This is a genomic window from Marinomonas sp. AWM4_232, from assembly GCF_056158325.1.
Map to the genome: position 1 here is coordinate 3,304,339 of NZ_JBSWTA010000001.1, position 13,073 is coordinate 3,317,411.

12 protein-coding genes are annotated in these 13,073 nt (G+C 46.9%); 2 read left to right on the plus strand and 10 right to left on the minus strand.

Annotated elements, in window-relative coordinates; all coding sequences use genetic code 11:
- The first annotated feature begins 58 nt into the window (after nucleotides 1–58).
- Both ACXAC1_RS15675 and ACXAC1_RS15680 read left to right on the plus strand, forming a co-directional pair.
- Nucleotides 59–1,738 carry an arylsulfatase gene (locus ACXAC1_RS15675; protein ID WP_475062652.1) on the plus strand — a complete coding sequence of 560 codons (1,680 nt, stop codon included), beginning with the start codon at nucleotides 59–61 and terminating at the stop codon, nucleotides 1,736–1,738.
- A gap of 70 nt (nucleotides 1,739–1,808) precedes the next feature.
- Nucleotides 1,809–3,863: a tetratricopeptide repeat protein gene (locus ACXAC1_RS15680; RefSeq protein WP_475062654.1), complete on the plus strand. Its 2,055-nt coding sequence runs from the start codon at nucleotides 1,809–1,811 to the stop codon at nucleotides 3,861–3,863.
- Between the two features lie 21 nt (nucleotides 3,864–3,884).
- Here ACXAC1_RS15680 and ACXAC1_RS15685 read toward each other — a convergent pair whose 3' ends face one another.
- The 10 genes from ACXAC1_RS15685 to ACXAC1_RS15730 all read right to left on the minus strand — a co-directional run bounded on the left by ACXAC1_RS15685 (nucleotide 3,885) and on the right by ACXAC1_RS15730 (nucleotide 12,967).
- On the minus strand, nucleotides 3,885–5,069 hold the full coding sequence (locus tag ACXAC1_RS15685; RefSeq protein ID WP_475062656.1) for a multidrug effflux MFS transporter: 1,185 nt from the start codon (nucleotides 5,067–5,069) through the stop codon (nucleotides 3,885–3,887).
- Between the two features lie 63 nt (nucleotides 5,070–5,132).
- Entirely contained in the window at nucleotides 5,133–6,563 is a 1,431-nt protein-coding gene (locus ACXAC1_RS15690; protein WP_475062658.1) for an aldehyde dehydrogenase family protein, read from the minus strand.
- A gap of 35 nt (nucleotides 6,564–6,598) precedes the next feature.
- Nucleotides 6,599–7,024 carry a GlcG/HbpS family heme-binding protein gene (locus ACXAC1_RS15695; protein WP_475062660.1) on the minus strand — a complete coding sequence of 142 codons (426 nt, stop codon included), beginning with the start codon at nucleotides 7,022–7,024 and terminating at the stop codon, nucleotides 6,599–6,601.
- A 4-nt stretch (nucleotides 7,025–7,028) separates the two neighbouring features.
- The gene (hpaD, locus tag ACXAC1_RS15700) at nucleotides 7,029–7,883 is read right to left on the minus strand and encodes a 3,4-dihydroxyphenylacetate 2,3-dioxygenase (protein WP_475062662.1); all 855 of its coding nucleotides are present in this window, start codon (nucleotides 7,881–7,883) and stop codon (nucleotides 7,029–7,031) included.
- A gap of 106 nt (nucleotides 7,884–7,989) precedes the next feature.
- A complete protein-coding gene (locus ACXAC1_RS15705) occupies nucleotides 7,990–8,874 on the minus strand; it encodes a helix-turn-helix domain-containing protein (RefSeq protein ID WP_475062664.1) in 885 nt (294 codons plus the stop codon).
- Nucleotides 8,875–8,988: 114 nt separating this feature from the next.
- Nucleotides 8,989–9,795: a 4-hydroxy-2-oxoheptanedioate aldolase gene (gene hpaI / locus ACXAC1_RS15710; protein ID WP_475062666.1), complete on the minus strand. Its 807-nt coding sequence runs from the start codon at nucleotides 9,793–9,795 to the stop codon at nucleotides 8,989–8,991.
- Between the two features lie 9 nt (nucleotides 9,796–9,804).
- Nucleotides 9,805–10,608: a 2-oxo-hept-4-ene-1,7-dioate hydratase gene (hpaH, locus tag ACXAC1_RS15715; RefSeq protein WP_475062668.1), complete on the minus strand. Its 804-nt coding sequence runs from the start codon at nucleotides 10,606–10,608 to the stop codon at nucleotides 9,805–9,807.
- Nucleotides 10,609–10,617: 9 nt separating this feature from the next.
- On the minus strand, nucleotides 10,618–11,382 hold the full coding sequence (locus ACXAC1_RS15720) for a fumarylacetoacetate hydrolase family protein (protein ID WP_475062670.1): 765 nt from the start codon (nucleotides 11,380–11,382) through the stop codon (nucleotides 10,618–10,620).
- A gap of 8 nt (nucleotides 11,383–11,390) precedes the next feature.
- The gene (locus ACXAC1_RS15725; protein WP_475062672.1) at nucleotides 11,391–12,128 is read right to left on the minus strand and encodes a fumarylacetoacetate hydrolase family protein; all 738 of its coding nucleotides are present in this window, start codon (nucleotides 12,126–12,128) and stop codon (nucleotides 11,391–11,393) included.
- A gap of 77 nt (nucleotides 12,129–12,205) precedes the next feature.
- Nucleotides 12,206–12,967 (minus strand): helix-turn-helix transcriptional regulator, encoded by a 762-nt coding sequence (locus ACXAC1_RS15730; protein ID WP_475062674.1) that lies wholly within the window; start codon nucleotides 12,965–12,967, stop codon nucleotides 12,206–12,208.
- Nucleotides 12,968–13,073: the final 106 nt, after the last annotated feature.

A 13,073-nucleotide genomic window follows, 5' to 3' on the forward strand; every position in this document is an offset into this window, starting at 1 on the left:
TGGTGATTACTCTGAAATTGCAAATTAATTGCACATCACTATTTAAGAGAAGTCACAAATGAGAATATCGAATTATAAAAAATTAGCTGTCACAGTTTTCGTGGCTACGCTACCTGCAGGCGTTTATGCAGGAGAAGCACAAAAATCACCTAATATTTTACTGATTGTCGCAGACGATTTGGGCCATTCCGATATTGGTAGCTTCGGCAGTGAGATAAACACGCCAACTTTGGATGAATTGGCCGAGTCAGGTTTTAAATTGACCAACTTCCATACTGCCCCGGCTTGCTCGCCGACTCGGGCTTCACTATTGACCGGCGTCGATCCGCATATTGCAGGCTTAGGGAATATGGCGGAAGAGCTAGCGCCCAACCAAGAAGGGCAACCGGGCTACGAGGGGCATATTAATGATCGCGTGGTGACGTTGACAGAGTTGCTAAAGGATGCGGGTTACCGTACCTATATCACCGGCAAGTGGCATCTAGGTAAAGATGAAGCCTCCAATCCCCAGGCTCGTGGTTTTGATCACAGTTTTGTGTTGCTTCCCGGTGGCGCGAGTCACTTTAGTGATATGAAACCGGCCTATGCGCCAACCCCGGAGGCCAAAGCGGGCTACACCGACAATGGTGTTCTTTTAGACAAACTCCCCGACACGTTTGAATACTCATCGCAGTACTATGCAGAGCGATTGATCTCTGATCTCAAAGAAGGCCAAGGATCAGAGCAGCCATTTTTTGCGATGTTGAGCTTTACCGCCCCTCATTGGCCCTTACAAGCACCCGATACGGTGATCGAAAAATACAAAGGCGTCTACGATGCGGGTTACGATGTGCTGTTTAAACATCGTCTTCAAGCACAACAAGATCTAGGCATTATCCCAAAGGACGCGGAAGGCTCTGAGCGTCTAGCGAAAGGTCAGGCGTGGGCGTCCTTAACACCTGAGCAGCGTAAAACAGAAGTCCGAGCGATGGAAATCTACGCCGCGATGGTGGATGAAATGGATCGCTATACGGGGAAGGTTCTCAACTACTTGAAAGAAACGGGGCAATTCGAAAACACCCTGATTGTGTTTCTATCAGATAATGGTCCAGAGGGCCATGATATTGATGAAACGTGGCCCGGTGACCTTTTTCCGAAAATTCGTGCAGTGATTGATCAAACCAATGATTTCAGTTATGAGCGAATGGGACGTCCAGGCTCCTATACCTTCTTAGGCCCTAACTGGGGCTGGGCAGCATCTCCAGCCTTTAGTATGCAAAAAGGCTTCCCGACCGAAGGTGGCACGCGCTCTATTGGCATCATCAAATTGCCTAGTACGGATAGTGCTGGTCAACGCATTGATAGCTATACGAATGTCATGGATTTAGCACCAACAGTCCTTGAAATTGCCAATCTGGAAGCTCCTCAAGGCCTCTATAAAGGAAAAAATGTCGCACCAATTCAGGGTGTGTCGCTCATGCCTATATTAAAAGGCGAAGCCAATCATGCCAATGAACGTATTGTTGGGGGGGAGTTATTTGGTAAGTATTTTGTACGTAAAGGTGATTGGAAAATGGTCCTAATGCCGGCACCCCATGGTACTGGAAAGGCACAATTATTTAATCTCAAAACGGATTTAGCAGAGCGTAATGATGTGGCGGCTGAGCATCCAAATGTGATGGCAGAAATGCGTGACCATTGGCAAGCCTATGTGCAGCAAAATAATGTTATTTTGCCAAATTGGGTAAGCGGCTACTAATTGCACAGTTACAAACATGGCCTGCTCCCCGCGGAGTGGGCTATGTTCTATGTGGATTAGAGACAAGATTATGCGTTATGTTTCAGCTTTCTTATTTAGCTTAGCACGAGGGCTTACAAGTGCGGTGGCACAGGAATGTGCTTCCTGTCACGTGCAAGAGCATCAAGCCTGGCAAACTTCCCAGCATGCGTTAGCGATGCAAGCGGCAAACAGCGAGTCCATTTTGGCTGATTTTCCCTCTTCTTATCAAGATGAACAGGTCACAGCACGATTTCAGGTGCAAAATGGTAAGTATTTAGTACATCTAAAAGAGCAAGGAGAGCCGGAAGCGCTTTGGACAATACGCTATGTCATCGGTGTTGAGCCTTTACAGCAGTACTTAATCGAAATTGGTGATGGGAAAGTTCAAGCATTAAACATTGCTTGGGATACACGCCCAAGAGATGAGGGTGGAGAAAATTGGTTGCGCTTGGATCAGCAAACACCACAAACGGCTGGTCATCCGCTACATTGGAAAGGCATTTATCAAAACTGGAATGGAATGTGTGCAGATTGTCATGTGACTGACTTTAAAAAGAATTATGAACTGAGTCGTGATCGCTTCCGATCGCAATGGAGCGCGATCAATGTCAGTTGTAGTGCTTGTCATGCAAAAGCCGAAGAACATGAGCGTAGAGCTCTTATTGGTGACTATGTAAGTGCCGGAGAAGCTGTTCAAAGTAATATATTTGTGCCAGGGCGTTCAGCTACAGCAGTCCCCAGAGCCATAACCGAAAGAGCGGTTGATAACACGACGCTGACTTGCGGACGTTGTCATTCATTAAGGACTAAGTTACATAGTGGGCCAGGCTTAAAAATAGGTGAGGACTATAGCCTAACGCGCTTATTTTCTCCTTTATACACCGCTGAAGGCCATGTGAATGATGAAGCCTATGTGCTTGGGTCTTTCATGCAAAGCAAAATGTATCAAGCCGGCGTGACTTGTACCAATTGTCATAACCCTCATACAGGTAAGTTACTTCTGCCTAACAACGGTGTTTGCTTACAGTGTCATGAGGCCTCAGTCTATGAACAGACTACTCATCATAACCATCCACTAGGGAAGGCGGGGTCAATGTGTGTGGAGTGCCATATGCCGGAGCGAACATTCATGACGATTGACCGTCGTAGAGAGCACAGCTTTTCCATTCCTACATTAACGCCAAACAATGAGTGCCTAACATGTCATCAGGATAAAGATGAGGAGTGGAATAGAGCTGCTTTTGCCGAGTTATGGCCAAATCATTTGAGTAAAACACATTGGTCTGGTTATAAATCGAATGTAGGCCAGACGGTGTTGGATTATATTCGGAATCAGCAAGAGCCGGAGCTTAGACGAGCTACCTTGATCGAAGAGAATGCTGAGCTGATAGCACAACAGGCGCCCCCATTGCTGTTAAACCTGCTTGAGGATGATGGGGATCTTATTCGCGAGAGTGCTTGGCGCGCTGCGGCCTTATTAGCCCCCGAAGACCTGACAGATAAAATTGACTCGGGATTAAATGACCCTCTGTTGGCAGTACGTTTAAGTTCTTTTCAAACATTATCGACCCTAAAAGTGGATACCAGCAGGCGCCCGGAGAGTGAGGCAGAGTATCGTGAATATTTAGATCAAATATCGGATCGTCCTTCGGGACTCGTATTGAGAGCGAATTTCGACATCAGTCATGCTCGATATGAGGAGGCGTTACAACATTTGAACAGAGCCATCGAGATGGATCTGGACTATAGTCCTGCGCGTATCCAGTTAATTGAGCTGTACCGCTTTTTGGAACGGTTTGATGCTGCTATGCAGATAATCAAGGAAGGACTTTCATTTGATCAAGAAAAGTCTATGCTGATTCATTATAAAGGTCTTATTGAGCTTAAACAGAAGCATTACGACAAAGCGCTTATGAGTTTAAAAGCGGCTGCGTATGCCGCTCCAGAATCATTTGTATTTGCCTATCGCTATATTGTTGCTTTGACTTTATTGAACCATAATCAAGAAGCCATTTCAGAATTACAGTGGGCAAAACAGCGCTTCCCAGCACAGCCAGAATGGCGTGCTGTTGAGGAAAGGCTGTCTCCATCTCCTAAGTATTAAGCAGGCAGCAGAGGTGCCCCCTTAGCAAACGTTAACCCGTGTACTCAATACGAAACTTATAAAGCAAACGCAGCCAAAGCCCGCCATAATCAACAGTAGCGAATTGGGTGTGCCATCAAACATTAACGATGTGATGTAGGTGCTAAGAGCGCCTAGGGCAAATTGCATGGCGACCAATAAGCCTGCTGCGGTACCCGCACGGTTGGGAATAATGTTAAACAAGCTGGCCAAGCAGTTGGCACCAATGGAGCCGGTCACACTGATATAAAGCATACTGGACAGCATGAACAGTGGGGCAGGGGGGGAACTGATGGTTCCGATGATGGCCATACAACAGGTTGCTATCATCGAAATAGAAATCGCAAACCGTAAGGCGTGTTCAGAGGAGTAGCGACTCAGGATTCGCTTGTTGACCAGGGTCATGACGATGATCGCGCCAATATTGGCGGAAAAGAGCAGGCCGTAAGTGGATTCGCTGTATTCAAAGTGCTCAATATAGACAAACGCTGATGCAGCAATGAAGGCAAACATGGCGGCAAATGAAAAGCCGTTGGTCAGTATCAAAAAGCAAACTTTGGGCTCTTTTAGACAGGCAATATAGGAAGCAAAATACGCTTGCAAGCTGGGGGTGTGATTTGATTCTTTAGCAGGCTCTTGAATCAGTGCGAAAATGCCAACAAAGGCGATCAGTGAGAATGCCGCTAAAAAATAGAAGATCCAACGCCAATAAAAAACTTGTACAATATAGGCACCCAACAGTGGCGCAAACAACATCACGATCATGGATATGATGTGCATGGTGGAAAGAATGCCAGCTGCTTGCTTCGGTGCAAAGTAATCTCGTACTAGCGCCCTGGCAAGTACGGCGGCGGCCGCGGCTCCGATGGATTGAAAAGCGCGATAGGCGATCAGCGATTCGCCGGACTGGGCAATGGCACACCCTATACTGGTGAGTGCGTAAAGGAAGGTCCCTGCCAGCAGTAATTTCTTGCGCCCCAATTGATCGGACAACGGGCCAAACAGCAGCATGCCTAACGTCATACCCACAAGAAAGGCGGTAATACTGTACTGAACGGTTTGTTGGCTCGAATCTAGATCGGCCGCAATGATCGGTAAACTGGGTAAATACATATCGATGGACAGAGGGCCAAAGGCAACGAGATAACCGAGCAATGGCACCAGCCATCGAGAATGAGTAGAAGTCATGTTTGCGTCCTTATAAAACAAAAAGCCAACATTGAGTTGGCTTTTTTCGAGAAAATGAGCGGCTTATTTTGGTGTACGCAACACCATTAGCTTCAATTCAGTCATGTCTTCGATGGCATAACGAATACCTTCACGACCTAAGCCACTGTCTTTCACGCCACCGTAGGGCATGTGGTCCACACGCCAAGATGGCACATCGCCAATCACGACACCACCAACTTCTAGCTCTTCCCATGCTTTGTGGGCTTTGTAGATGTCTTTAGTGAAAATCCCTGCTTGTAAACCAAAATCAGAGTTATTAACTTCTTCCAGTGCTTTATCGAAATCTGAGAACTTAGACAAAATAGCAACAGGGCCGAAGGCTTCTTGATTGTTCACCGTCATATCAGAGGTAACGTTTTCCAGCAGAGTCGCTTCTAACATCGCGCCGTCACGTTTGCCGCCCGCTAATACGGTGGCACCAGCCGCTTGGGCTTCTAGTACCCAGCCATGCAAGCGTTCTGCTTCTTTTACCGAGATCATCGGCCCGATGAACGTCTGCTCATCTGCAGGATCGCCCATCACAAGGTTACTAACGGCCGTGGTCAGTTTGTCTTTCGCTTGGTCATATAGAGATTCATGTACCATGATGCGCTGTACACTGATGCAGCTTTGGCCTGACTGGTAGTAAGCACCAAAAATAATGCGCTGTACGGCATCTTCTAAATCCGTCCCTTCATCGACGATGCAGGCGGCATTGCCACCCAGTTCAAGCACAACAGGTTTTTTACCCGCTTTCTTTTTCAGGTCCCAGCCCACATCCGGTGAACCCGTGAAACTGAGCAGTTTCAGACGGTCATCAGTGGTAAACAAGTCTGCGCCGTCACGGCGGCAAGGCAGGATCGAAAAGGCACCTTCAGGTAGTTCTGTTTCCGCTAGAATCTCCGCTACGATCAACGCACTAATGGGCGTTAACGAAGCAGGTTTCAGAATAAAGGTACAGCCCGCAGCAATAGCTGGTGCGATTTTATGGGCTGCAAGATTCAACGGGAAATTGAACGGCGAAATAAAAGAACAAGGGCCAATTGGGAAGCGCTTCCACTGACCTTGGTAGCCTTCCGCGCGTGGTGAAATGTCCATTGGCATCACTTCACCATAAATTCGTGTCGCTTCTTCGGCAGCGATTTGGAACGTATCAATTAAACGCGTCACTTCACCACGAGCGTCTTTAATCGGTTTGCCTGCTTCTTCGCATAAGGCAACAGCAAGCTCTTCGGCACGTTCTTTAAAGCGTGCGACACAGTGATTCAAAATGGCTTGGCGCTTATACGACGGCAACGCTTTCATTGCTGGCTGGGCTTTATCCGCTGCGGCAATGGCTTTATCAATATCGGCTGCAGAAGCGAGCGCAACGGTAGCAATCAGTTTGTCAGAATACTTGTTGCGAACTTCAAGATCTTCATTGGCGTAAACGGGTTTACTGGCCAAGTAGAATGGGTACTGCTTCTTTAACATATCGTGTGTCTCTCTTTGTTGTTATCTGAAGGTTGTTATCCGAATAGGGACTCAATGGCATACTGAGCACAGTCAATATCTTGACTTTCACTGCCCCCAGAAACACCAATGGCGCCCACCACTTCATCGTTGATGACAATAGGAAGGCCACCGCCTAAGTAGGTGAATTTGGGCTCGCTTTGCAGCGCAGCAAGGACGACTTGTTTCTGCGCTAAGCTGGTTTGCCAATCTCGCGTGGGGCGGCGAAAGGATAGGGCGGTATAGGCTTTTTTCTCTGCCACGCCCATTGAGATCAACGGTGACTGATTCATCCGCAAACTGGTAAGGGAATGACCAGTAGTGTCCACAATCGTCAGGCTGATATGGATATTTAGACGTTCAGCGTGGTGGATGGCAGCCATTCCCATCTGAATGGCTGCCATAGTGGTTAAGTTGGTTTGTTGTGTCACGTGTGTGGTCATGTGCTCACTCTATGGGAAAGATCACATTCGCCTGTCCGGTGCCGGAGCTTGGGAAGTAATCGGTAATGACTTCAGCTTTGCCTTGGTATTTATCCCAGCCCAAAGCCCCAAATAACATCGCAGTATCGTGCATGCCACCTTCACCACAGCAGTGTTGTGCGTAGTCAGGCAACATGGCTAAGAAGGTTTTGTTGTCACCTTTTTGCCACAGTTCTAATACACGCAAATCCACTTGGCGGTTAAATTCACGCGAGATGGTGAACGTGCCATTGTTGGCAGCGTACAGTTCGTTCTCCCAAATCTTGTGAGACAAGGAGCCAGAAGCGAGCAACATAACATTGTTATCGCTGGCTTCAATCGCTTCGAGAATCGCTTCGCCAATCAGACGAGATTCTTCTAAGTTATGAACAGTGCACCATGCTGCAACGGATACCACGTCAAAATGGTTGTCTTCGTTCATGTAACGCATTGGCACTAAGGTGCCGTACTCTAAATCGAGAGTTTCTACTTGGTGAGATAACATATGTACCCCTTTCGCCGTTGCCTTTTCAGCGATGGCGTCACCGAGTGTCGGGTTACCACGGTATTCGTATTCCAGATTTTGAATAAAGTGTGGGAACTCATGACTGGTGTAGACCCCTTTAAAGCTGGCATTTGAATTCACATGATGGCCTGCGTTCACAAGCCAATGGGTGTCCAACACGACGATGGTGTCGACGCCAGCTTCTTTTGCTCGGCGAGCAATTTCTTTATGCCCATCGATGGCTGCTTGTCGGCAACCTTGAAGATTGCCTGGTTGTTCCGACAGCAACATAGTTGGGACATGTGTGATTTTTGCCGCAACAGATAACTTACCCATAACTGATACCTCAAATAGTATTTTACTTAACATGTTAAGTAAATATATGCGGGGAAAATTAATCCTTCAATCGCAGATAGTTTGTTGTTTGACTTAGGGCAAGAGACTAATGATTGCTTTGCTGATTTCTAAAATCCGTTGGTGATTGTCCCGTCTTACGCATGAAAAAGCGTGAGAAATAAGACGGTTCTAGCATATTCAAATGGTAGCTGATTTCACTGAAACTGAGGCTGGTGTGAGAAAGTAGCCGTTTGGCCTCGAGAATCACACGGCCATTGATAATTTGCTTAGGGCTTGAGCCGGCGATTTTCTTGCAGATGTAGTGCAGTCGGCTCTCATTCAAATGCAATTGCTCACAGTAAAAGCTGACATTGCGGTGCTCAATATAATGAGACTCCACTAAGTGGCTAAATTTTCGGAAAAGAGTGACTTCTGTGTGTTTATGCTGATTTTTTGGGGACTTGGCCTCAGATAAGCGAACCATTTCAATGACCAACAACCGCAAAATGGAGACCATTGCAGGATGTTGTAAATCTCGTTGCTCTTGCCACTCATTTTTTAACAGGGAGAAGAGCGTTTCAATGGTCTGCCACTGTGAGGTGTCTGTTTGCTCAGAATGCAGTACCAGGGGCATATACAAAGTGGTCCGATCAATATTCAGCTGCTCAATGATCTCTTCCAATACGAGACGGTGCATGGTGATCACAAACCCAGGTGCTTCAGGCTCTGTCCAGAAAGCATGGGGCGTAGAGCTGGGCGTGTAAAACAGTGCTTTACCTTGGGTTTGATAGGTATTTTGATCGATGTTGAAGAGTGTTTTACCAGACTGGACAAAATGAAACTGGCAGTATTCACTGTGCAGATGCATGGGCATATCACGACCAAAAAAATCTGCCAGCTTGCCTAGCTTATCAAAGTGAATGGTCGCATCTTGGTATGCGAGGTCGTAATCTTCACCGATATTGATATTGGGGATCCATTCAGTTTTCATAACAGCGATCACTATGTTTAGATTTCAGCATAAAAAAAGCCCAGCGAACTGGGCAAAAAAAGGGTGATGCGGGCACGCCATTAAGTTCATTTTAGTACCTAAATGGACGCGAAACTAGTAGACGGAGGCATTACCCTGGAGGTCATTGTTGAGTTCAGGCTTAAACTCACTGACTAAATTTTTCGTGGCGGTCATCAGTAAACCTGTGTCACTGCCGACGGCAACAAACAGTGCGCCGCAGTCTAGGTAGCGTCGAGCCTGTTTCTTGTCGGCCATCAGTACGCCTGGCGCTTTGCCTGCGGCAACAATCTTGGCAATGCTGGCTTCGATGACTTTGACCACTTCTGGGTGGTTTGGCTGGCCAATGTAGCCAAGTGACGCGCTTAAATCTGCTGGGCCGATGAACACACCATCCACGCCGTCTACCGCGAGAATATTGTCCAACTCTTCAACCGCTTTTGCAGACTCAATTTGAACCAACACGCAGATTTCATCGTTTGCAGTGGTCAGGTAATCTTGAGTGCGGTTGAACTGAGAGGCACGAGCCAAAGCACTGCCCACACCACGCACACCCTGCGGCGGGTAACGTGTACCACGTACGATTTGCTCGGCTTGCTCGGCACTGTCAACCATCGGTGCCAAAACTGTTTGCACGCCTAAGTCTAAGATTTGCTTCAGCGCCACATCGTCCGCCCAAGCTGGACGCACAATCGGATGTGTTGCAAACGGCGCTAGAGCTTGAATTTGCCCCAACATCGTTTGTAGCGTGTTCGGTGCGTGTTCACCGTCAATCAATAACCAGTCAAACCCAGCGGAACCGATCAGCTCCGCTGTGTAATTGTTAGCAAGACCTAACCAAAGGCCTATTTGCGGCTCTTTATTAATAAGGGCCTGCTTAAAGGTGTTTTTTGGTGCAGACATGCGAACCCCTTATTTAAAGTAGCAAGACACAGAGCCTAGCGTGCCGAAGTCGACATTGAAGGTATCGCCTTTACGGGCCGCAACGGGGCGAGTAAAGGAACCACCCAGAATGATTTGTCCAGGTTGTAGCTCCACATCAAACGGTGCCAATTTATTGGCCAACCAAGCTACGCCATTGGCTGGATGGTTCAGTACGCCGGCAGCGACACCTGTTTCTTCAATCACACCATTGCGTTGCATGATGGCAGATACCCAGCGTAGATCCAGTTCATCAATGCTGATTGGACGACCACCTAGGATGATTGCAGCATTGGCAGCATTGTCTGAAATAGTGTCGAACACTTTACGCGGGCGGCCACTTTCAGGATCGATGGACTGGCTGCGGGCATCGATCAGCTCTAGAGCTGGGACCACGTGCCCCGTTGCATCATAGACATCAAAAATAGTGACATTTGGGCCTTTCAATGGCTTTTTCAGAATGAAGGCCAACTCCACTTCAATACGCGGCACGATGAAATCATCGGTGTTGATTTCACAACCGTCGTGATAAAGCATGTCATCCAATAATGTGCCGTAATCTGGCTCATCAATCTGTGAGCTCATTTGCATGGCACGAGAGGTCAAACCGATTTTATGGCCAATGATTTCGCGACCTTCATTGAGCTTGATGTCCAACCATTCACGCTGAATCGCGTAGGCGTCTTCAATGGTAATATCTGGATAGTCCAATGAAATCTGGCGGATCTGTTTGCGAGACTTTTCCGCTTCATGCAAGCGTTGTGCGCAGGTAGTGATAATATCTTTTGAAAGCATGACAGACTCCTAGTTTAAGCTCGTAAGGTATTCAGATTCAGAAATAATGGTATTGGTCAGTACGCCAACACCTTCCACTTCCGTTGTTACCACATCACCAGGTTTCACATCCGCTAGACCTTCAGGCGTACCCGTAAAGATCATATCGCCTGGTGTCAGAGTCATGATGTCACTTAGGTAAGAAATCAAATGTGGGATATCAAACACCAGGTCTTTAGTGTTGCCTTCTTGCTTAAGCTCGCCATTGATGTAAGTGCGTAGCACAAGATTGTGTGGATCTTTGATTTGATCTGCGTCGACAATGTAAGGACCAATCGGTGTACATGTGTCGCGGCTTTTTACACGCAGGTTAGGGCGGTAGTAGTTCTCTAGGTAATCGCGAATCGCGTAGTCATTACCCACAGTGTAACCACCTACGTAAGACATGGCGTCTTCTTTGGAAACGTTTTTCGCTTCTTTACCAATCACCACCACAAGCTCACACTCATAGTGCATGTAATCGACATTGTCTGGACGGTAAGTGTTTTGTTCATGGCCAATCAATGTGTTGCTGTTTTTTAGGAATACCAGCGGCTCATCTGGCGCTTTGAAAGACAGTTCAGCAGCGTGATCTGCGTAGTTAATAGCAAGCACAAACATCTTGCCATCACATGGCGGTAACCATGTAAAAGTACCGTCAGCCAGTACTTCACCGGATGGCGTGACGACTTCATTGTTGTCATTGACCGTTACGTTTAAGGTTTGGTTATTTACTTTTACGCGTGCGTGTTTCATGTTTGCTCTCACTCTACTTCAACTGGGTTCGCTAGACGGCCAACGGCCTCAACATCAATCATGACGATGTCGCCACCTTTAATTTCTAAAGAGGCATCACGTAACGGTGTGCCAGCGATGATGAGGTCGCTTTCTTCAAGAGTCATGAAGCTTGAGATGTAGCTGATGATTTTCTCTACGCTATGAACCAAACGATCGGTGTTTGTGGTGTGCACCAGTTCATCGTTCACATAGGTTTTGATCGATAGGTTGTTTGGGTTTGAAACGATGGCTTTATCCACCACCCAAGGTCCGATTGGGCAAAATGTGTCGCGGCACTTTGCTTTGACCGCTGGGCGGTAAAACGAGGTTTCAGCCAGAGAGACTTCGTTGACAACGGTATAGCCTTTAATAAAGTCCAGTGCTTGCTGTTCTGTTACGCGTGTGGCTGTTTTACCAATGACGATGCCTAGAGCAGGACCTGCATATACTGCGCCTTTGTCAGTTGGCACTTTGATAGTCTGGCCATGACCGACATGGGTGTTATCGGTTTTGATGTGCAGCACCGGTGTTTTAGGTGCGGTTACGTAAGGCTTATCTTCAAATTGGTCTGCTAACGTTGCTACCAAGTCTTTGTTATTCAGGGCAACGCCAATTACTGCGCCGTTCACGGCTGGAGCAAGCGGGTTTGTCATGTCCACAGCAAAAGTCGTGTCACTGGTTTTTGTCACCACTTTGCCGGATTCTTCTAGTCGGTATGTGTACATAGGAATAGTTACCAAGTTATTTAGTTAACATGTTAATTATATTCTCGTAAATAAAACTCAGATGTCAACTTCTGTTTTTAATTTAAGAATTTTCTAAACAGATCTCGCTGGGAGTGGATATTAAGCTTGCGATAAATGTTCTTACGATGGTTCTTGATCGTACCTTCGGAAACAAAGCACATTTCAGCGATGTGTGCCGAGGCTAAGCCTTGCAAAATGTATTGCACCACTTCTTTTTCTCGCTTGGTCAGCCCAAATTGATCCATTACTTGGCTTTGAGCTTCTAACTGCGGATTGTGGTTAGTTGTCAGAATGTGAGTGTCGTTTTCAACCGTTAGAATGGTCGAAAGCAAGGCTTCATGTTTTTGGATGGCCGATTTAATGGACTCAAGGTAAGGGCGTAGTTCACTGTTTAGCTGATGAATTGGTGTTTTATCTGCCGTGTAGGCCAAGCAAATGGTGCGTTCATCGTTCAGGCTAACAATCAGGTTAGCTTCGTTTTTCCAGCCGATCTTATGGTAGAAGCGGTCGTAATATGTGGAGCTTTCAAAATCATGCCGCGTGATGCTGTCTAAGGTCACCAAGGCTTTGTTTTGCTGTTGGTTAATGACGTCGTAAAAAGGGTCAAGCTGGTAGGCAAAGTCACAGTAGAGTTGATCAAGCTCTGGTTCTTGAAACCCCGCTAACAATGCTGGTTTGTCGGCTTTGGGATAACTGAAAACCTTAAAGTTTGAAACGGTTGAAATATTACTAAAGCAAACGCCTACCTGCGTGTAAAAACCGGGCTCTCCTATCGCCCCAATCAGCTCTGGCAGAGCTTGAAATAAAGAATTGTCCATAACCGTCATATGCACCTCTTAATTATTTTTCTGAGTTGGGTTTTACCGCAGGATCGATGGCTATTTTGGATATATTAAACCTGTTTCCTAAAAATTTCCCATATCA

Excerpts from the sequence above, each read along its gene's own strand:
- ACXAC1_RS15720 (WP_475062670.1), bottom strand. The coding sequence starts at position 11,382 with ATGAAACACGCACGCGTAAAAGTAAATAACCAAACCTTAAACGTAACG.
- ACXAC1_RS15695 (WP_475062660.1), bottom strand. The coding sequence starts at position 7,024 with ATGACCACACACGTGACACAACAAACCAACTTAACCACTATGGCAGCC.
- hpaI (WP_475062666.1), bottom strand. The coding sequence starts at position 9,795 with ATGTCTGCACCAAAAAACACCTTTAAGCAGGCCCTTATTAATAAAGAG.
- hpaH (WP_475062668.1), bottom strand. The coding sequence starts at position 10,608 with ATGCTTTCAAAAGATATTATCACTACCTGCGCACAACGCTTGCATGAA.
- ACXAC1_RS15730 (WP_475062674.1), bottom strand. The coding sequence starts at position 12,967 with ATGGACAATTCTTTATTTCAAGCTCTGCCAGAGCTGATTGGGGCGATA.
- hpaD (WP_475062662.1), bottom strand. The coding sequence starts at position 7,883 with ATGGGTAAGTTATCTGTTGCGGCAAAAATCACACATGTCCCAACTATG.
- ACXAC1_RS15705 (WP_475062664.1), bottom strand. The coding sequence starts at position 8,874 with ATGAAAACTGAATGGATCCCCAATATCAATATCGGTGAAGATTACGAC.
- ACXAC1_RS15685 (WP_475062656.1), bottom strand. The coding sequence starts at position 5,069 with ATGACTTCTACTCATTCTCGATGGCTGGTGCCATTGCTCGGTTATCTC.
- ACXAC1_RS15680 (WP_475062654.1), top strand. The coding sequence starts at position 1,809 with ATGCGTTATGTTTCAGCTTTCTTATTTAGCTTAGCACGAGGGCTTACA.
- ACXAC1_RS15725 (WP_475062672.1), bottom strand. The coding sequence starts at position 12,128 with ATGTACACATACCGACTAGAAGAATCCGGCAAAGTGGTGACAAAAACC.
- ACXAC1_RS15675 (WP_475062652.1), top strand. The coding sequence starts at position 59 with ATGAGAATATCGAATTATAAAAAATTAGCTGTCACAGTTTTCGTGGCT.
- ACXAC1_RS15690 (WP_475062658.1), bottom strand. The coding sequence starts at position 6,563 with ATGTTAAAGAAGCAGTACCCATTCTACTTGGCCAGTAAACCCGTTTAC.